At 67.4% G+C, this 17,023-nt stretch carries 18 protein-coding genes; 9 read left to right on the forward strand and 9 right to left on the reverse strand.

The annotated features are described in order from the left end of the window. Window positions 1-50: 50 nt before the first annotated feature. Complete coding sequence (locus tag DFO63_RS15795; RefSeq protein WP_119007330.1) at window positions 51-1,019, forward strand: LysR family transcriptional regulator; 969 nt, start codon at window positions 51-53, stop codon at window positions 1,017-1,019. A 344-nt stretch (window positions 1,020-1,363) separates the two neighbouring features. Then, the gene (locus DFO63_RS15800) at window positions 1,364-2,272 is read left to right on the forward strand and encodes a LysR family transcriptional regulator (protein WP_075675649.1); all 909 of its coding nucleotides are present in this window, start codon (window positions 1,364-1,366) and stop codon (window positions 2,270-2,272) included. 93 nt (window positions 2,273-2,365) lie between these two features. Here DFO63_RS15800 and DFO63_RS15805 read toward each other — a convergent pair whose 3' ends face one another. Further along, a complete protein-coding gene (locus DFO63_RS15805; protein WP_119007331.1) occupies window positions 2,366-3,622 on the reverse strand; it encodes an MFS transporter in 1,257 nt (418 codons plus the stop codon). A 124-nt stretch (window positions 3,623-3,746) separates the two neighbouring features. Beyond that, window positions 3,747-4,373, reverse strand: coding sequence for a signal peptidase I (lepB, locus tag DFO63_RS15810; RefSeq protein WP_101764712.1), 627 nt, complete (start codon window positions 4,371-4,373; stop codon window positions 3,747-3,749). Window positions 4,374-4,555: 182 nt separating this feature from the next. Between lepB and DFO63_RS15815 the strand changes: the two genes are divergently transcribed. Together DFO63_RS15815 and DFO63_RS15820 are read left to right on the forward strand one after the other, a co-directional pair. Beyond that, the gene (locus DFO63_RS15815; protein ID WP_119007332.1) at window positions 4,556-4,957 is read left to right on the forward strand and encodes a hypothetical protein; all 402 of its coding nucleotides are present in this window, start codon (window positions 4,556-4,558) and stop codon (window positions 4,955-4,957) included. Between the two features lie 3 nt (window positions 4,958-4,960). Then, a complete protein-coding gene (locus DFO63_RS15820) occupies window positions 4,961-5,407 on the forward strand; it encodes a 3-dehydroquinate dehydratase (RefSeq protein WP_119007333.1) in 447 nt (148 codons plus the stop codon). A 317-nt stretch (window positions 5,408-5,724) separates the two neighbouring features. Here DFO63_RS15820 and dcp read toward each other — a convergent pair whose 3' ends face one another. The 3 genes from dcp to arfB all read right to left on the reverse strand — a co-directional run bounded on the left by dcp (window position 5,725) and on the right by arfB (window position 9,031). Further along, on the reverse strand, window positions 5,725-7,881 hold the full coding sequence (gene dcp / locus DFO63_RS15830) for a peptidyl-dipeptidase Dcp (protein ID WP_119007334.1): 2,157 nt from the start codon (window positions 7,879-7,881) through the stop codon (window positions 5,725-5,727). A gap of 111 nt (window positions 7,882-7,992) precedes the next feature. Further along, a complete protein-coding gene (locus DFO63_RS15835; protein ID WP_014035575.1) occupies window positions 7,993-8,595 on the reverse strand; it encodes a lysophospholipid acyltransferase family protein in 603 nt (200 codons plus the stop codon). A gap of 4 nt (window positions 8,596-8,599) precedes the next feature. Further along, entirely contained in the window at window positions 8,600-9,031 is a 432-nt protein-coding gene (gene arfB, locus DFO63_RS15840) for an alternative ribosome rescue aminoacyl-tRNA hydrolase ArfB (RefSeq protein ID WP_005420755.1), read from the reverse strand. Between the two features lie 113 nt (window positions 9,032-9,144). Here arfB and DFO63_RS15845 point away from each other — a divergent pair, with 113 nt between their 5' ends. Next, on the forward strand, window positions 9,145-9,693 hold the full coding sequence (locus DFO63_RS15845; RefSeq protein ID WP_170871738.1) for a DUF2059 domain-containing protein: 549 nt from the start codon (window positions 9,145-9,147) through the stop codon (window positions 9,691-9,693). Between the two features lie 63 nt (window positions 9,694-9,756). On the opposite strand, the gene DFO63_RS15850 is transcribed toward DFO63_RS15845, so the two are convergent. Both DFO63_RS15850 and DFO63_RS15855 read right to left on the reverse strand, forming a co-directional pair. Beyond that, window positions 9,757-10,500, reverse strand: a complete 744-nt coding sequence (locus DFO63_RS15850; RefSeq protein WP_101764709.1) for a pseudouridine synthase — start codon at window positions 10,498-10,500, stop codon at window positions 9,757-9,759. Window positions 10,501-10,586: 86 nt separating this feature from the next. Continuing rightward, entirely contained in the window at window positions 10,587-11,174 is a 588-nt protein-coding gene (locus DFO63_RS15855) for an O-methyltransferase (protein WP_119007335.1), read from the reverse strand. 165 nt (window positions 11,175-11,339) lie between these two features. Between DFO63_RS15855 and DFO63_RS15860 the strand changes: the two genes are divergently transcribed. The 4 genes from DFO63_RS15860 to DFO63_RS15875 are packed head-to-tail and all read left to right on the forward strand — an operon-like array spanning window position 11,340 to window position 14,472. Further along, window positions 11,340-11,951, forward strand: a complete 612-nt coding sequence (locus tag DFO63_RS15860; RefSeq protein ID WP_119007336.1) for a PIG-L deacetylase family protein — start codon at window positions 11,340-11,342, stop codon at window positions 11,949-11,951. Beyond that, on the forward strand, window positions 11,951-13,090 hold the full coding sequence (locus DFO63_RS15865; protein WP_119007337.1) for a glycosyltransferase family 2 protein: 1,140 nt from the start codon (window positions 11,951-11,953) through the stop codon (window positions 13,088-13,090). Before DFO63_RS15860 ends, DFO63_RS15865 begins: the two co-directional genes overlap by 1 nt. Before the next feature lie 10 nt (window positions 13,091-13,100). Next, entirely contained in the window at window positions 13,101-13,682 is a 582-nt protein-coding gene (locus tag DFO63_RS15870) for an acetyltransferase (RefSeq protein ID WP_236251697.1), read from the forward strand. Between the two features lie 4 nt (window positions 13,683-13,686). Next, window positions 13,687-14,472, forward strand: a complete 786-nt coding sequence (locus DFO63_RS15875) for a YaiO family outer membrane beta-barrel protein (protein WP_119007338.1) — start codon at window positions 13,687-13,689, stop codon at window positions 14,470-14,472. Between the two features lie 52 nt (window positions 14,473-14,524). On the opposite strand, the gene ubiB is transcribed toward DFO63_RS15875, so the two are convergent. Beyond that, window positions 14,525-16,180: a ubiquinone biosynthesis regulatory protein kinase UbiB gene (gene ubiB / locus DFO63_RS15880; RefSeq protein ID WP_014035566.1), complete on the reverse strand. Its 1,656-nt coding sequence runs from the start codon at window positions 16,178-16,180 to the stop codon at window positions 14,525-14,527. Beyond that, window positions 16,177-16,812: an SCP2 sterol-binding domain-containing protein gene (locus DFO63_RS15885; RefSeq protein ID WP_014035565.1), complete on the reverse strand. Its 636-nt coding sequence runs from the start codon at window positions 16,810-16,812 to the stop codon at window positions 16,177-16,179. The genes ubiB and DFO63_RS15885 overlap by 4 nt, the downstream gene beginning before the upstream one ends. Window positions 16,813-17,023: the final 211 nt, after the last annotated feature.

Consider the following 17,023-nt stretch of genomic DNA (forward strand, 5'->3'; position numbering starts at 1 on the left):
AAACAGTTTTTGCAATGTTCTACATAAATTGTGCTAATACTTGTGACGCGATGACCACACGCACCCCGCCAAGTCCGCGTTTTTCCTACAAATCCGACCGGCTGAAGCCACTGCGCGCGTTCTGCCAGACGGTGCGCCTGGGCTCGGTCTCACGGGCGGCTGAGGCACTTTTCGTCAGCCAGCCGGCGATCAGCCTGCAGTTGCAGGCGCTGGAACGGGAGCTGGGGGTGCCGTTGTTCGAGCGCAGCGGGCGCCGCCTGGTGCCCAGCCGCGAGGGCCAGCTGCTGTACGAAATGGCACAGCCGCTGGTGGAGAACCTGGACGGGCTGGAGGCGCGTTTCCGCGACAAGGTGCGTGGCCTGGACGCGGGCGAGCTGAACATCGCCGCCAACAGCTCGACCATCCTGTACCTGCTGCCGAAGATCGTCGAACGCTTCCGCCTGCATCATCCGGACGTGCGCCTGACCCTGCACAACGCGATCAGCGCTGATGGCACCGACCTGCTGCGCGAGGACGCCGCCGACCTGGCGATCGGCTCGATGACCGATGTGCCGGCCGACCTCAGCTACGCGCCGGCCTACCGCTTCGAGCAGGTGCTGATCGCACCGCACGACCATCCGCTGGCCAGCGGCGGCGAACTGGAACTGGCCGACATCGCCCGCTATCCACTGGTGCTGCCACCGAAGCGGCAGATCACCTACCGCCTGGTGGACCAGGTGTTCCAGCGCCACCGCATCGCCTACACCGTGGCGCTGGAGGTGGGCGGCTGGGAGGTGATCAAGCAGTACGTGGCGATGGGCATGGGTATTTCCATCGTGCCGGCGCTGTGCCTGAACGAGGCCGATCGCGAGCGGCTGGCGGCGCGGTCGATGAAGCGCTGGTTCCCGGAACGCAGTTACGGGGTGATCGTGCGCCGGGGCAAGGCGTTGTCGGCGCAGGCGCGGGCGTTCATCGAGCTGATCCAGCCGGAGTTGTTCAGCCCGCGCGATTATGACCAGAGCGGGCATTCGGAGCGGTGAGGGTGTGCGGCAGGGCTGCGCCCTGCACCTGCCGAAGCCGAAGCAACGTCAACGTCAACGTCAAAAGCTGGCATTCGGTGGGATGGCGGGGCAGTGTGGGTGGGCAGGACACGCCGTAAACCCATCCATGGGGGCTCGATGGCGCCATCCATGGCGCCAACGGTCCTGCCCACCCACACCGCCCCGCCTCTGACAGTTGGTCGCTGCTGTTGGTGGGTGCCGACCGTTGGTCGGCACGATAGATCCACGCCATGCGTGGATGACGGGTGACCGGGGTCAGATCCGTTTTCCGCAGGAAAACGGATCTGACCCCATTTCCCACCGGCGATGAATAGACTGCACCCATGTCCATCGAACTCCGCCATCTTCGCTACTTCCTTGCCGTCGCCGACACGCTGCACTTCGGCCAGGCGGCGGAGCGGCTGGGTATGTCGCAGCCGCCGCTCAGCCAGCAGATCCGCCAGCTGGAAGACCTGATCGGTGCGCGCCTGTTCGTGCGCAGCCATCGTCGTGTGCAGCTGACGCCGGCGGGCGAGCTGCTGCAGGAACGTGCGCGGGCCATCGTGCAGCAGGTGGAAACGGCGGTGGACGAAGTCCAGCGCGCGCAGCGCGGTGAGCAGGGTGAGCTGCGCATCGGGCTGACCCGCGCGACGCCACTGTCGCCGCAGATTCCGCGCTCGATCCTGCAGTACCGCCAACGCTATCCGCAGGTGCGGCTGCAGCTGAGCGAGATGAACACCCTGCAGCAGATTGATGCGCTGCTCGACGGTTCACTGGACGTGGGCATCATCCGCAAGCGCGCGCTGCCACCAGAGCTGGTGGCGCACAGCCTGTTCGTCGATCCACTGGCGTTGATCGTGCATGCCGACCACCCTGCCCTGCGCAGGCTCTCGGCGCAGGGCACGCTGTCGCTGCGCGACTTCGCGCAGGAACCGTTCGTGGCGTTCCGCCGCAGCGCCGGTGCGGGCATCCATGACCACATGATCGCGTTGTGCGCGGCCGCCGGGTTCACCCCGCGCATCGTGCAGGAGGCCGGTGAGGCCTCGACCCTGATCAGTCTGGCCGCCGCCGGCCTGGGTGCGGCGATCCTGCCGTCGTCCTGCGATCACATCCGCGTGGAGGGCGCGCGCTTCGTCGCGCTGGCCGATGCTGGTGCGCATTCGGAAGTGCAGCTGGCGTGGCACCGCGAGGGTGTGACGCCGTTGATCCGCAATTTCGCCGGGCTGCTGCGTGAAGCGTTCGCCGAAGGGTAAGCGTGCAATCCACCCGGTAGTGCCGGCCGCTGGCCGGCATGCGGACCCAGGTGGGGTAGCCGGCCAGCGGCCGGCACTACCGTACGCGGTGATTCACGCCGTCACCGGCTGCGGGGCGCGCTGCTGCAGCGCCCAGACAATGCCACCGCCGATCAGGGTCAGCACGGCGGCGAACAGGCACACACCCAGCCAATCCCACGCCGCATAAGCCAGGCCGCCCACACCACCGAGCACGCTCGAACCCAGGTAATAGGCGAACAGGTACAGCGCCGAGGCTTCGGCGCGCATCGCACCGGCGCGGCTGCCGACCCAGCTGCTGGCCACCGAGTGGCCACCGAAGAAGCCAAAGGTCACCAGTGCGATACCCAGCGCCATCGTGCTCAACCACGACAGTGCCAATAGCGCGATGCCGGCGCCGATCAACGCAAACGAGATCGACAGGATGCGGCCGCGGCCGTAGCGCGTGGCCTGCTGGCCCATCCACGCCGAGCTGAAGGTGCCCACCAGATAGACGCTGAAGATCAGGCCGACCACGGTCTGGCTGAGATGGTACGGCGGCGCCAGCAGGTGGTAGCCCAGGTAGTTGTAGAGGGTGACGAACACGCCCATCAGCACGAACGAGGTAGCGAACAGCCACGGCAGGCCCGGGTCGGCGAACAGCGTGCGCCAGCGCGACGGCAATTGGCGCAGGCCGCCGCGACGTGCATGGAAATGCCGCGACGGTGGCAGCTGCAGCCACAGCAGCACGGTACTGGCGATGGCGATGATCGAGACCACGCCGATGCCCCAGCGCCAGCCCCAATGGTCGGCGATGATGCCGGCCAGCAGGCGCCCGCTCATGCCACCGATGGCGTTGCCGCCGATGTACAGGCCCATCGCCAGGCCCAGCGCGCGGCTGTCCATTTCCTCCACCAGGTAGGTCATCGCCACCGCCGGCACGCCGCTCAGCGCCAGGCCAAGCAGGGTGCGCAGCACCAGCAGCGTGGTCCAGTCATCCACCAGCGCCGTGCTCAGCGACAGCATGGCCGAGGCCAGCAGCGCAGCGATCATCAACGGGCGGCGACCGACCGCATCGGACAGCAGGCCGGCCAGCAGCATCGCCACCGCCAGCGTGCCGGTGGTCAGCGACAACGACATCGCGCTGCCAGCTGCGGACACGCCGAAGTGACGGCTGAACTCGGGCAGCAGCGGCTGCACGGTGTACAGCAGGCCGAAGGTGGAAAAGCCGGCCAGGAACAGCGCCAGCGCGGTGCGGCGGAAGGCCGGCGTGCCCTGCTGGATGCGGGTCTCGGCGCTGGAATCAACAGTGTGGGGGCGGCGTTCGACGGCCGCCGCGGTTTCGCCAGTCATGGGATCGAGGGGCCGGTGGGGACGGCCGGGCATGGGAGGGAACGGGCCTCAGACTAGGCCCGTCGATCCAGTCGATCCATAACCTGATAGATCATGATTGATACACGAGAAGTATCAATTCAGCTTACAGCCGCTGCCACTCGAAGCCGTCGCCACGACGGTAGTACACCGCCACGGCGCGGCCGTAGAGCTTGTCGGCGTCGACGAAACCGAAGAAGCGGCCGTCGAAGCTGTTGCCACGGTGGTCACCCAGCACCAGCACCTTGCCGGCCGGCACCACCAGGTCGGCGATGTCCGGACCGCCGCCCATGTCCAGGTCGAGGCGGGCACGGCGCTCGCCGAAGGCTTCCACGTCCTGCAGGTCGGCGATCTGCAGCGGCTGGCCGTTGATGCTCAGATGGCCCTCGCGCATCTGCACATGGTCACCGGCCACCGCCGCCACGCGCTTGATCAGGCGGGTGCCGTCGGCCGGTGAATCGAACACCGCCACTTCACCGCGCTGCGGAACGCCGGTGGACATCAGTTCCTTGCCGGTGAACGGCAGGCGCAGGCCATAGGCGCGCATGTCCACCACTACCCGGTCGCCGGGCTGCAGGGTCGGCTGCATCGAGCCGCTGGGCACCACGTAGTGGTTGGCCAGGGTATCGCGGGCGGCGGCGAGCAGGCCGAGCATCACCAGCAGCGGCAATGCTTCCTTCTTCAGCCAGACCAGCGCGCGTTCGGAAAAGGGAGGGCGGGCAACAGCATCCATGACAGGCTCCGGGTAGGTGGTAGCGGTATCAGACCACATGCAGGCGCCGCAGGTTCCCGGTAGCGCCGGACACGGGTTACGCAGGTTTTACGCCCCGGCCCGGCCGCGGGCATCGCACCTTTACGGGCAGCACGCGCATCGTGTGCCCACCGCGCCACAGGGCGCATTCCGCAAGGTGTTGTATGACCCTCCTGGTGATCCGCCACGCATCTTCGTCGGCGCCGCGCCCGCAGCTGCCGGCGCAGCTGGCCGGCCATCGCGTGCTGTGCAGCGACTGCGCCAACCTGTCCGAGGTACGCCAGTGCCTTTGCCAGCCGCAGGCGCGGTCGGCCGACTGGGTACTGCTGGATGTCGGTACCGCCGACGAAGCGCAATGGCAGGCCGAAGGTGGCGCGCTGCAGGCAGCACTGGAACGGCTGCCGGCGCAGTACATCGAGCTGCAATCGCCTAGCGAGCCGGGTCTGGATGTTCGCCTGCGCCTGCAGCACGGCCCCGCCGCCGTGGTGGTCGACCAGCGCAGCCAGCAGGCCGGTTACCCGTTGTCGCTGGCCATCGTTGGCCGCCGCCTGGCGCAGGAGGGCTGAGCCATGTCGATCTTCATCATCCGCGGCCCGGAAGCCGCCGGCGCACTGATCCGCACCGCGATGCCCCTGCCGGCGCCGGTACTGAAGTCGCTGGTGCATCGGGCGATCGACGCAGGGACCAGCGTGGCGATCCGTGCCTGTGGTTCGGAGCAGGAACTGCTCGATGCGCTACGCGTGGCCGACCACAGCCGCGGCGACGTGACCCTGCTTGACCCGGGTGCATGTGCCAACAGCCTGCGCCTGCAGCGCCTGCTGCCCTACCTGCACAACGCCTATGTGGAAGTGCATGACGACGGTGCAGTGGCCGAGCCGTGCCTGCCGGCCGGCGTCGGCCAGCGCTTGGGCATCGCCGCGGGGTATGGCGCGCAGAGCTATGTACTGGCGCTGGATATCGCGCTGGATCACCTGGGACTGGCCGAGCAGGCGAACCGCGTGCACGTAGGCACGTGATGGCCGGGCTGCGCCCGGCACCCGGTAGGTAGTGCCGGCCGCTGGCCGGCAACCTCAACAGCGACAGCAAAGGCTGGATTTCCGTGGGATGGCGGGGTGGGCCCACTTGCGGGGGACGCCGTGAATCCGTCCATGGAGGCTTAGCCGCGCCATCCATGGCGCGGATACCCCCGCAACCGGACCCACCCCACCTTCGACAGATTCCTGCGATCTGCAGTAGATCCACGCCATGCGTGGATGAGCGGTAACTGCAGAATTCATCGATGGCATCGACGCAAAAGGAAAACGGCGGGGTTGCCCCCGCCGTTTTCGCTTTCTTACTTCAGGCCGCGGAACTTCAGCAGCGGTTCCACCGACGGATCCTTGCCGCGGAAATCGCGGTACAGGGTCGACAGCTCCACGCTGTTGCCGCGCGAGAGGATCTTGTCGCGGAATTCCTGGCCGTTGGCCGCGGTCAGGCCACCGTGTTCGGTGAACCACTGGTAGGCGTCATGGTCCAGCACTTCGGCCCAGAAGTAGGCGTAGTAACCGGCCGAGTAACCGCCACCCCAGATGTGGTCGAAGTAGGTGGTGCGGTAGCGCGGCGGCACCTGCGGCAGGTCGACCTTGAACTTCTTCAGCGCGCTGGCTTCAAAGGCGCCGACATCCTGCAGCGGCGCATCGGCCTTCTGCGTGTGCCAGGCCAGGTCCAGCAGTGCGGCCGACAGGTACTCGGTGGTCGCGTAGCCCTGGTTGAAGCTGCGCGCCTTGAGGATCTTGTCGACCAGCTCCTGCGGCATCGCCTCGCCGGTCTTGTAGTGCTTGGCGTAGTGCGCGAACACCTTCGGGTCCAGCGCCCAGTGCTCGTTGAACTGCGACGGGAACTCGACGAAGTCGCGCGAGGTGGCGGTGCCGGCGATCGACGGGTACTTCACGTTCGAGAACATGCCGTGCAGCGCATGGCCGAACTCATGGAACATGGTGGTGACGTCGTCGAAGCTGATCAGCGCAGGCTGGCCGGCGGCCGGCTTGGTGAAGTTGCAGACGTTGTAGACCACCGGCTTGGCACCGGTCAGGCCATCCTGTTCGACGAACACGTCCATCCAGGCGCCGCCGGACTTGCTGTCACGCTTGAAGTAGTCGGTGTAGAACAGGGCCAGCGAGGTGCCGTCCTTGTCGAACACTTCGTACACCTTCATGTCCGGGTTGTAGGTTGGAATGTCGGTACGCGGCTTGAAGGTGATGCCGTACAGCTGGGTGGCGGCGTAGAAGACGCCGTTCTGCAGCACGTTGTCCAGTTCGAAGTACGGCTTGATCTGCGACTCGTCCAGATCGTACTTGGCCTTGCGCACCTGCTCGGCGTAGAAGTCCCAGTCCGAAGCGGCGACCTGGAATCCACCCTTCTGCGCGTCGATCACCTTCTGGATCTCGCCGGCTTCGGCACGGGCCTTGGCGGTGGCGGCCGGCACGGTGTCGGTCAGCAGCTTCAGCGCGGCGGCCGGGGTCTTGGCCATCTGGTCGCCCAGCTGGTAATCGGCAAAGGTGTCGAAGCCGAGCAGCTTGGCCTTCTGCGCACGCAGCTGGGCCAGGCGCTGCACGGTCTGCCGGGTGTCATTGGCATCGCCGCGCTCGGCGCGGGTTTCCGAGGCCTTCAGCACGGCGGCACGCTGGTCACGGTCGCTCAGCGAGCCGAGTACCGGCTGCTGGGTGGTGTTCTGCAGCGGCAGCAGGAACTTGCCATCCAGCTTGCGCTCCTTGGCAGCCGCCGCAGCGTTGTTGATCGCGTCCTCGTCCAGGCCGGCCAGCTTGGCCTTGTCGTCGACGACGACGGCAGCAGCAGCGGTGGCGGCCACCAGGCGGGTGTGGAACTGGGTGGAGAGGGTGGTCTCTTCCACGTTGAGCTTGCGCAGGGTCGCCTTGTCGGCGTCGGACAGCTGCGCACCGGCGCGCACCAGGCCGTCGTAGTAGTGCTCGACCAGGCGCTTCTGCACCGGGTCCAGCTCCAGCGTGTCACGCTGGTCGTACAGCGACTTCACGCGCGCGAACAGCTTCGGATCGAGGTTGATCTCGTCCTGGTGCGCGGCCAGCTTCGGCGCCACTTCTTCCTGGATCTTCTGGCGCGCATCGTTGGTATCGGCCTGGACCAGGCCGAAGAAGATGCGCGACACGCGGGTCAGGGTCTCGCCGCTGCGCTCCATCGCCACGATGGTGTTGTCGAAGGTGGCCGGCTCACTGCTGTCGGCGATCTTGCGCACGTCGGCCAGGTGCTGGCGCATGCCTTCTTCGAACGCCGGCAGGTAGTCGCTGTCCTTGATCTTGTCGAACTGCGGAGCCTGGAACGGCAGCGTGCTCGCACTCAGCAGCGGATTGGTGGAGGCTTCGGCCGGCTGCTGGGCCGGGGTCTTCTGGGCTTCGGACACGGGGGTGGACTCCTTGCCGGAACAGGCCGCCAGCGCCAGGCTGATGGCGGCGGCCAGGACTACGGTACGCGACATGTGAAACGCTCCTTGGGCAGACGGTACGGGATACCAGCCCTCCACCCTACTCCTGTCGCGCTCGCCCGGCATGTGCCGGACGTGGCGTCTACGCGGCGGCCTACGGCCGGCTCAGACCGTGCCGCGGGTCTTGCCGATCCACGGCCGGTAGAACTCGCGGATGGCGGCCATGTCGGCCACGTCGTCGCCGGTCGGCGTGAACAGCGGGCCGATGCCGATGGTCTTTTCCGGGTAGTGGAAATACGCGGCCAGGATCGGCACGTCGGCCATCCGGGCGATCTTCAGGAAACCGGCCTTCCAGTCCTTCACGGCCTTGCGGGTGCCCTCGGGGGTGATGGCGAACCACATCTTCTCGTTGTTGCGCAGCAGGTCCACGGCCTGGCCGACGGTGCCCTGCGGCGAGCTGCGGTCCAGCGGGATCACGCCCAGCTTGTGCAGCAGCGGGCCCAGCGGCCACCAGAACAGCGAGGCCTTGCCCAGCACCTTCACCTTCATGCCCAGCGCGATCTTCGCCGCCATGCCCCACAGGCCGTCCCAGTTGGACGAGTGCGGAGCGATGATGAAGACCAGCCGGGGGATGTCAGGCAGGGTGCCGGTCACCTTCCAGCCACCCATGCGCAGGGTGCAGCGCGCCAGCCAGCGCAGGAAGGCGTTGGGTTTGACCTGCGGCATCTGCGGCGGCACGGCCGGCAGCAACGAAGTCGGGTTGTTCAAGCAATCACTCCCAGTCACGTGATGAGCGCCCGCGCTTGATCTGCGCGCGCCCGCGTTTGGCGTCCAGACGACGCAGTTTCGACCCGAGGGTCGGCTTGGTGGCCTTGCGCGGTTTGGGCACGCTCAGCCCGGCCTGGATGAAGGCCGCCAGCCGCTCGCGCGCATCCTCGCGATTGCGATCCTGGGTGCGGAAACGCTGCGCGTCGATGACCAGCACGCCTTCGCCGGTCATGCGCCGGTCACGCCGCGCCAGCAGGCGCGCGCGCAACGGTTCGGGCAACGAGGGCGAGTTGGCGACGTCGAAACGCAGTTCCACCGCGGTGGAGACCTTGTTGACGTTCTGGCCACCGGCGCCACTGGCACGCACGAACCGCTCGACGATCTCGCCGTCGGGGATTTCAAGCTGCGCGCTGATGGTGACCGGTCCACTGCCCATCCGCGCATTGTAGCGGCAGGCACGCGGCGGAGTGCGGCATCGCGCCCCGTATGCCGCCGATCAGGTACCGAACACGCCGCCTTCGCCTTGGCTGCGGGTATGCTGGCCGTCCCATGTACCGCAGGAAGCCCCGCATGACCCGCTTCGCACCCGCCCTGCCGTCCCTGCTGCGCCGCGCCGCCCTGCTGCTGGCGCTGGCCGTGGCCAGCGTTCCGGCCCTGGCCGCCCCGCCGACCGACGGCGACATCAACCGCCTGCTGTCGGCCTCGCGAGCGCAGAGCATGATCGACACCATGGTGCCGCAGATCGAAGCCATGCAGCAGCAGCAGTTCCAGCAGGTGGCCGCGCAGCGCCAGCTCAATGCCCAGCAGCAGGAACAGCTGAAGCGGATCCAGGCCCGGACCAGCCAGACCCTGCGCCAGGCGATGTCCTGGCAGCAGCTGCGGCCGATGTACGTGGACCTGTACAAGAAGACCTTCAGCAAGGAAGACGTGCTGGCGATGGCCGAGTTCTACGAGAGCCCGGCCGGCCAGAGCCTGCTGGACAAGACCCCGGCACTGATGCAGAACGTGGTGGTGGCGATCCAGGCGCGCATGCAGCCGCTGTTCGCGGACCTGCAGAAAGACCTGGAAGCGATCGTCAACGAGCCGGAAAAGAAGTGACCTCGGCGGGGTCGGATCCCTTTCCCGGCGGGAAAGGGCTCTGACCCCTCGACCGCGTGGGCGTCAAACGGCGTCCACCTGCCAGCCGAACAGGTCCAGCGCCTTCTGGAATTCGCGATCCAGCGGCGCACTGACATCCACGCTGTCACCGTCCGGATGCGGAAAGCGCAGGCGCTCGGCGTGCAGCAGCATGCGGTGCACGCCCTGCATGCGGAAGATCCGGTTGTGGCGGCCATCACCGTGGCTGGTGTCGCCGATCATGTGATGCGAGAGATGCTTGAGGTGCCGGCGGATCTGCCGGAAGCGCCCGGTCTGCGGCTGGCAGCGCAGCAATGCGTAGCGTGAGCTGGTGAATTCACCCACCGGCACCGACAGCTCGCCGGTGGCCAGCCGCTGGAAATCGGTGATCGCCGGCTTCTTCACCGGCTTGCCCGGCCCACCGTCCAGATCATGGTCCACTCGCCAGGACAGCTCGGCCGGCCAGCCACGGCAGACCGTCAGGTAGTCCTTGGCCACTTCACCCCCCATCAGCGCCTTGCCCAGCGCACTGGCGGTCTCGCGGTCGAAGGCCAGCAGCAGGCAGCCACTGGTGGCCCGGTCCAGGCGATGCACGAGGAAGATCGGCCGCCCCAGCTGCTCGCGCAGGCGGTCGGCCAGGAAATCATCTTCGCCACGGGCCAGCTTGCTGTCGTGGACCATCAGCCCGGCCGGCTTGTTGACCACGGCCAGGCGCTCATCCAGGTGCAGCAGCTGCAGGGGCGCGGTTTCGGTCTCGACCGCGGCGAGGGTGTCAGGTTCGGTGCTCACCGCGGGATTATACGGGTGCCCTGATCGGGGTCAGATCCCTTTTCCTGTGGAAAAGGGATCTGACCCCAGGTAGGCAGGCGCGGCGGTCAGGCGTTGCGCACGGCCAGCAGCTCGCCATTGCCCACCGGGACCAGGCTGGTGCTGAAGTCCGGATCAGCGTCCAGCAGCATCCGCAACGGCTCCATCTGCGTGGCGTGCGAGGTGGCGTTGTCCACCACCAGCAGGCCACCCGGACGCAGCACGCGGCGCAGCTGCGGCCACCAGCCGGCGTATTGTTCGCGGTCCGAATCGAGGAACAGCAGATCGATGCTGGCATCGGCGGCCTGCGTCAACCACTGCCCGGCATCGCCCTGCACCAGCGTGATGTACCCGGCCAGGCCACTGCGCGCGAAGGTGGCACGCGCCATCGCCACCTTGTCCTCGGCGTATTCCAGCGTGGTCACGTGGCCATCGATGGCGGCTGCGGCTTCGGCCAGCCACAGCGTGGAATAGCCGTTGGAGGTGCCGATCTCCAGCACCCGACGCGCATTGCCGAAGCGCACCAGCACCGACAGGAATTCACCGGTGTCCGGCGTGATGTTGAGCATGCGCCGACCGCGCTCGGTTTCATGCGCGTCGTTTTCGGCGCCGAACCGTGCCAGCTCGTCCTTCAGTTCCGAAAGTTGCATCGTCATCGCTGCTTTCATTTGCCCCGGCATGGGTAAGCATTGTGGCCTGTCCGGCCACATTTCGTATTCCTCCTAGCGCTGCGCTGCGCTCACGTTGCGATAGTGCCCGCCTTCTTCACGCGGGACGCTCCACCTGCCCGCTGCCCTCTTGGTTTCCGCAAGGACACGGCCATGGTTCTCGACATTCTGGCAATCGGTGCCCACCCCGACGACATCGAGCTCGGTTGCGGTGGCAGCCTGGCCAAGCTCGCCCGCGCCGGCTCGCGCATCCATGCATTGGTGCTCAGCCGTGGCGGCCGTGGCTGCCATGCCGGCATCGACCGCAGTGACGAATCGCACCGCGCGTTGCGCCGTCTGGGTGTGACCGAGGTGATCCAGCAGGATTTCCCGGATACGCGCTTTCCCGCCTGCCGCAACGACATCGTCGCGGCGATCGAGCAGGCCTGCGCGCAGATCGCACCGCATCGCATCTACACGATGTGCGGCGAGGATCATCACCAGGACCACCGCACCGTCCACGAAGCGTCGATCATCGCCTGCCGCCATATCCCGCAGATCCTCTGCTACGAGAGTCCCAGCACCCTGCCGCAGTTCGCACCGCAGGTGTTCGAGGACATCAGCGCACAGCTGGAGCTTAAGATCCGCGCACTGCGCGAGCACGCCAGCCAGGGCGATCGCCACTACATGCAGGAAAGCCACCTGCGCTGCCATGCGCAGTTCCGCGGCCAGCAGATCGGCATCGGCCCCAGCGAGGGCTTCCAGCCCTACCGGTTGGTGCTGTGATGAAGACGCTGCTGTTCCTGGTCATGTGTGCCTTCATCCTGGTGCGCGTGTGCATGCAGGTCTCGCGTCGCCCCAGCACGCGGCTGTACAGCATCGATGCGATCGTGCCGGCCTACAACGAAGCCCCCTGCCTGGAGCGTTCGTTGACCAGCCTGCTGCAGAACCCCTACGTGGCGCGGGTGATCTGCGTGAACGATGGTTCCACCGACAACACGGCCCAGGTACTCGATGCACTACAGGCGCGCTGGCCCGAGCGCCTGGTGGCGGTACACCAGGCCAACACCGGCAAGGGCGGCGCGCTGATGCATGGCCTGCAGCACGCCACCGCCGATCAGGTGTTCCTGACCGACGCCGACACCCATATCGATCCGCGCGGCCATGGCCTGGGCCACCTGCTGGACGAGATCGAACGCGGTGCCGATGCGGTCGGTGGCGTGCCCTCGTCCAGCCTGCAGGGTGCCGGCTTCCTGCCGCATGTACGCGCCAGCCTGAAGCTGCCGATGATCGTCATCAAGCGCAGCTTCCAGCAGTGGCTCGGCGGCGCACCGTTCATCGTTTCCGGTTCGTGTGGCCTGTTCCGCACCTCGGTGCTGCGCAAGGTCGGCTTCTCCGACCGCACCCGCGTGGAAGACCTGGACATGTCCTGGTCGCTGGTCGCGCAGGGCTACCGTGTCCGCCAGAGCGTGCGCTGCGTGGTCTACCCGCAGGAATGCAACACGCTGGTGGAAGAATGGCGGCGCTGGCGGCGCTGGATCGTCGGCTACGCGGTGTGCATGCGCCTGCATCGCAGCCTGCTGCTGACCCGTTTCGGCCTGTTCAGCATCCTGCCGATGATGCTGCTCGCGCTGGCCGGCATCGTGCTGTCGCTGCAGGTCTGGTTTGGTACGGCCCTGCTGCACGGGCCTGGCGGCCTGGCCCTCTCGGTGATGCCAGTGTTCTGGATCGGCATCGTCATGCTGCTGGCGGTGATCAGTGCGATCCATCACCGCCGCGCGTGGCTGGTGCCGGCTGCCGCGTTCTCGATGCTGTACGTGCTGCTCGCCTACGCGATCTGGCTGATGCACGGCCTGGCCGGCCTGTTCACCGGCCGCGAACCTGTGCGCGACAAACCGACGAGGTATCCGCATGTGGTGGAATGATCTCGCCGCCATGGCCGATGCGCTTTCGGTCACGGCACCCCACATCGATTCCAGTGCACAGGTTTCGCCGCGCGCGACAGTGCATGGCCACGTGCAGATCGGTGCCGGCAGCCGCATCTGCGACGGTGCCCAGCTGCAGGGACTGGTATCGATCGGCCGCGACTGCCTGATCGGCAACAACGCGCTGCTGCGCGGCCCGCTGCACATTGGCGATGGCGTCCGCATCGGCTTTGCCAGTGAGCTGAAGAACGCGCTGATCGGCGACGGCGTCTGCATCGGTCCGCAGTGCTTCATTGCCGACAGCCGTATCGACGCCCGTGCCTACCTGGGTGCGCTGGTGCGCACCAGCAACCATCGCCTGGATGGCGCGACGGTCGCCGTCCACATCGGCGACACCGTCATCGACAGCCAGCGCGACAAGCTCGGCGCCTGGATCGGTGAAGGCGCCGCGCTGGGTGTCGGCGTGATCATCCTGCCGGGTCGCATCGTCGCGCCGGGCAGCCAGTTCGGTCCGCGCATCACCGTGGAACTAAACCTGCCACCCGGTCGCTATCGGCTGCTGCAGTCACTGCAATCCCAACCCCTGGAGTAACCCCATGCGATTGATCATCCGTGGCGCACTGCCGTGCGCCCTGCTGCTGGCCGTGTCCAGCGCCCATGCCGGCATCGACCGGGTCTCGGTGCAGCTGGACCATGCCGACTACACCGATGGCTTCGGCAAGCGCGACGTACAGACCGTGGACGTGGCCGGCCGCAGCGGTGACAGCCGCTGGCACCTGGGCCTGGCCCATGGCGAACGCGACTATGGCAGCAAGCGCTTCAGCGGCAACCGGGTGCAGGGCTCCCTGCACCAGCGCTGGGGCCGACGCTTCTCGACCCGCACCGCCTTCACTGCATCCAACGATGACCCGGTGTTCGTCAACCGCCAGGTCAACCAGGACATGCAGTGGAAGGTGGCACCGCAGACCGTGCTGAGCGTGGGCGGCAAGTACGCCCAGTACCATGCCGGCGCGTACGTGAGCGGCTGGTCGGTGGGCGCAGCGCATTACTTCCCGCGCGTGACCGCCTCTCTGCGCCACGAGCGGCATCGCCAGTCCAATGGCCCCGATGGCCATGGCACCACGCTGTCACTGCGCCTGAAGGACGGGCAAGGCCGTGGTTCGACCCAGCTGTGGCTGGGCAGCGGTACCTCCGGCTATACCGCCGATGCCGATCCGCTGCTGCTGCGCGAACACGATGCACGTCGAGCCTTCGTGCGCCGCAGCCAGCCGCTGGGCGAGCATCTGGTGCTGGACATGGGCATCGGCAAGACCTGGCACAGGACGCGCCTGGACCGCTTCCAGAGCGTGCAGTCGCACCTGGGCCTGGGCTACCACTGGTAGACCCCCAGTCAGTCGGCGGCGTGCATCGCCGCCGACCTTCGACCAACAGGGATCAGCGCCACCACGCGCGCGCCAGCGCCAGCGCGCCGACGGCACCGGACACCCAGCTCCACATCGGCACGTCGCCCCAGTACCAGCCCGGCGGCTGCAGCACATACATCAGTGCGGCGATGGCCAGCAGGCCGACACCAGTGATCGCACCCACTGCGTGCTTCTGCAGGCGCTGCACGCTGGCATCGAGTGCAACCAGATCGCGCGAGCGCATCGCCAGTTCATGGCGGCCTTCCACCTGCTGGGTCAGCCAGGCGTGCACCAGGCGCGGCATGTCCGGAGCGTGGGTCATGATCTCCGGCAGGCGCTTGCCGATCTCGCGCACCACCCGCCGCGGGCTGTAGCGCTCGCGCAGGATCTTCGCCAGCACCGGCTTGGCCACCGCCCAGATGTCGATCTGCGGATCCAGCTGGCGGCCGACACCTTCGATGTTCAGCAGGGTCTTCTGCAGCAGGATCAGCTGCGGCTGCAGGGTCAGCTGGTAGCGCTGCGCCACGCGGAACAGCTTCATCAGCACTTCGGCCAGCGAGATCTGCGACAGCGGACGGGTGAAGTACGGCTCGCACACCGAACGCACGGCTGCTTCCAGATCATCGATGCGCACGTTGTCCGGCATCCAGCGCGCCTGCACGTGCAGTTCGGCGATGCGGCGGTAATCGCGGTTGAAGATGGCCATGAAGTTCTCGGCCAGGTAGTACTGATCTTCCTGCGAGAGCTGGCCCATGATGCCGAAGTCCAGCGCGATGAAACGCGGATTGGCACGGCGCGACGGATCGGTGTCGACCCAGATGTTGCCAGCGTGGGCATCGGCATGGAAGAAGTTGTCGCGGAACACCTGGGTGTAGAACACCCGCACACCCTTGGCGGCCAGCGCCTTGCGGTCGATGCCGGCCTTGTCCAGCGCGGCGATGTCGTCGGACGGAATGCCCCATACGCGCTCCAGGGTCAGCGCGCGCTCGGCGGTGTGGCTCCAGATCACTTCCGGCACGTACAGGTCGTCGCTGTTTTCCCAGAAGCGGCGCAGCACGCTGGCATTGGCGCCTTCGCGCTGCAGGTCCAGCTCAGCGGCCAGGGTGTTCTCGACTTCGGCCACCACTTCGCGCGGGCGGATCTTGTCGGCACGCGGGTGGGTGCGCTCGACCAGGGCGGCCAGCGAGTTGAGCAACGCGATGTCGGCGTCGATCTGCTTCTCGATGCCCGGGCGCAGCACCTTGACCACCACCTGGCGGCCATCGGCCAGCGTGGCCGCATGCACCTGCGCGATCGAGGCCGAGGCCAGCGGTTCGGTGTCGAAGCTGGCAAACGCCTCGCTGACCGGCAGGCCGAGTGCTTCCTCGACGATGCGGCGCGCGGTATCGCCGTCGAACGGCTTGACCCGGTCCTGCAGCAGGGTCAGTTCGTTGGCCACGTCCGGCGGCACCAGGTCGCGGCGGGTGGACAGGATCTGGCCGAACTTGACGAAGATCGGGCCGAGATCCTGCAGCGCCAGGCGCAGGCGCGCACCGCGCGACTGTGCGGCGATGTCGGCCGAAGCACGCGGTACGAACGGTTTGGCCAGGCGCAGCCAGCGCTCGGCCGGCGTGCCCTGCAGCAGGTCGTCGAGGCGGTAGCGCAGGATCACCCGGCCGATGCGGCTTGCCCGCAGCACGGCCTTCATGCGGCACCCCGCAGGCGCTGCACGCGCGCGCCGAGACGTTCGACGTCGTCACGCAGCACGTCCACGTCATCGTGGAAGGCATCCAGTTCGGCGCGCGGCACCACGTCGCGCGATTCCTCTGTGATGAATTCGGCGGCGCTGTGGGCGAGGTCGATCGCGCCCTGGCGCGCGTGCTGCAGGGCGCTGCGCAGGGTGTTGGCCACCTGCACGCCCAGCACGTCGCCGAACACGCTGACGAACGGCTGCTGCCAGTCCGGGTCGAAGCCCTTGGCCAGCTGCTGCAGGCGACGCGCCAGTTCGGCGTCGCCGGCCACGCGTACGCGGCCCTTGCCGTTGTTGTCGCCGCGCCGAGCGTTGGCCAGCAGTGGCAGCTGCGCCAGCACCCCGGCCAGGCTGCTGCGCACGGCCAGGTCGGCTTCCTGCGCATCCACCGGGCCGACCCGCAGCTGGTCACCGTCGACACTGATGCGCATCGCCAGCGACGGCGCTTCCAGGGTCAGGTCGATGTGCCGGCCATCGAGGCTGGCCAGTGCATGGCGGGTATCCGGATCCAGCGCCAGCGCGCGGTTCAGGGCGATCTGCAGGGCGCGGCCAGCGACCGGCTTGAGGGACTTGAGCAGGGAAAGAGCCATGTGCGCATTCTACCTGCGTGGGTGGGGGGCTTGGGCCGGGCGACCGCCCGGCACCCGCAGAGGCACCGGCCTCTGGCCGGCAAGAGCAACATCAAAGGCTGGCTTCCTGTGGGGAGGCGGGGTGGGTCCGGTTGCGGGGGACGCTGCAAGTACGTCCATGTAAGCTCGGTCGCCGCATCCATGCGGCTCACGCCCCCGCAACCGGACCCAC

Source organism: Stenotrophomonas sp. AG209 (assembly GCF_003550055.1).
Lineage (GTDB): Bacteria > Pseudomonadota > Gammaproteobacteria > Xanthomonadales > Xanthomonadaceae > Stenotrophomonas.

What these genes read in the sequence shown, in the direction of transcription:
- lepB (WP_101764712.1), bottom strand. Translation starts at nt 4,373, where the DNA reads ATGGATGCTGTTGCCCGCCCTCCCTTTTCCGAACGCGCGCTGGTCTGG.
- dcp (WP_119007334.1), bottom strand. Translation starts at nt 7,881, where the DNA reads ATGTCGCGTACCGTAGTCCTGGCCGCCGCCATCAGCCTGGCGCTGGCG.
- DFO63_RS15800 (WP_075675649.1), top strand. Translation starts at nt 1,364, where the DNA reads ATGTCCATCGAACTCCGCCATCTTCGCTACTTCCTTGCCGTCGCCGAC.
- DFO63_RS15795 (WP_119007330.1), top strand. Translation starts at nt 51, where the DNA reads ATGACCACACGCACCCCGCCAAGTCCGCGTTTTTCCTACAAATCCGAC.
- DFO63_RS15870 (WP_236251697.1), top strand. Translation starts at nt 13,101, where the DNA reads ATGGCCGATGCGCTTTCGGTCACGGCACCCCACATCGATTCCAGTGCA.
- arfB (WP_005420755.1), bottom strand. Translation starts at nt 9,031, where the DNA reads ATGGGCAGTGGACCGGTCACCATCAGCGCGCAGCTTGAAATCCCCGAC.
- ubiB (WP_014035566.1), bottom strand. Translation starts at nt 16,180, where the DNA reads ATGAAGGCCGTGCTGCGGGCAAGCCGCATCGGCCGGGTGATCCTGCGC.
- DFO63_RS15860 (WP_119007336.1), top strand. Translation starts at nt 11,340, where the DNA reads ATGGTTCTCGACATTCTGGCAATCGGTGCCCACCCCGACGACATCGAG.
- DFO63_RS15815 (WP_119007332.1), top strand. Translation starts at nt 4,556, where the DNA reads ATGACCCTCCTGGTGATCCGCCACGCATCTTCGTCGGCGCCGCGCCCG.
- DFO63_RS15865 (WP_119007337.1), top strand. Translation starts at nt 11,951, where the DNA reads ATGAAGACGCTGCTGTTCCTGGTCATGTGTGCCTTCATCCTGGTGCGC.
- DFO63_RS15885 (WP_014035565.1), bottom strand. Translation starts at nt 16,812, where the DNA reads ATGGCTCTTTCCCTGCTCAAGTCCCTCAAGCCGGTCGCTGGCCGCGCC.
- DFO63_RS15820 (WP_119007333.1), top strand. Translation starts at nt 4,961, where the DNA reads ATGTCGATCTTCATCATCCGCGGCCCGGAAGCCGCCGGCGCACTGATC.
- DFO63_RS15875 (WP_119007338.1), top strand. Translation starts at nt 13,687, where the DNA reads ATGCGATTGATCATCCGTGGCGCACTGCCGTGCGCCCTGCTGCTGGCC.
- DFO63_RS15855 (WP_119007335.1), bottom strand. Translation starts at nt 11,174, where the DNA reads ATGACGATGCAACTTTCGGAACTGAAGGACGAGCTGGCACGGTTCGGC.
- DFO63_RS15845 (WP_170871738.1), top strand. Translation starts at nt 9,145, where the DNA reads ATGTACCGCAGGAAGCCCCGCATGACCCGCTTCGCACCCGCCCTGCCG.
- DFO63_RS15805 (WP_119007331.1), bottom strand. Translation starts at nt 3,622, where the DNA reads ATGACTGGCGAAACCGCGGCGGCCGTCGAACGCCGCCCCCACACTGTT.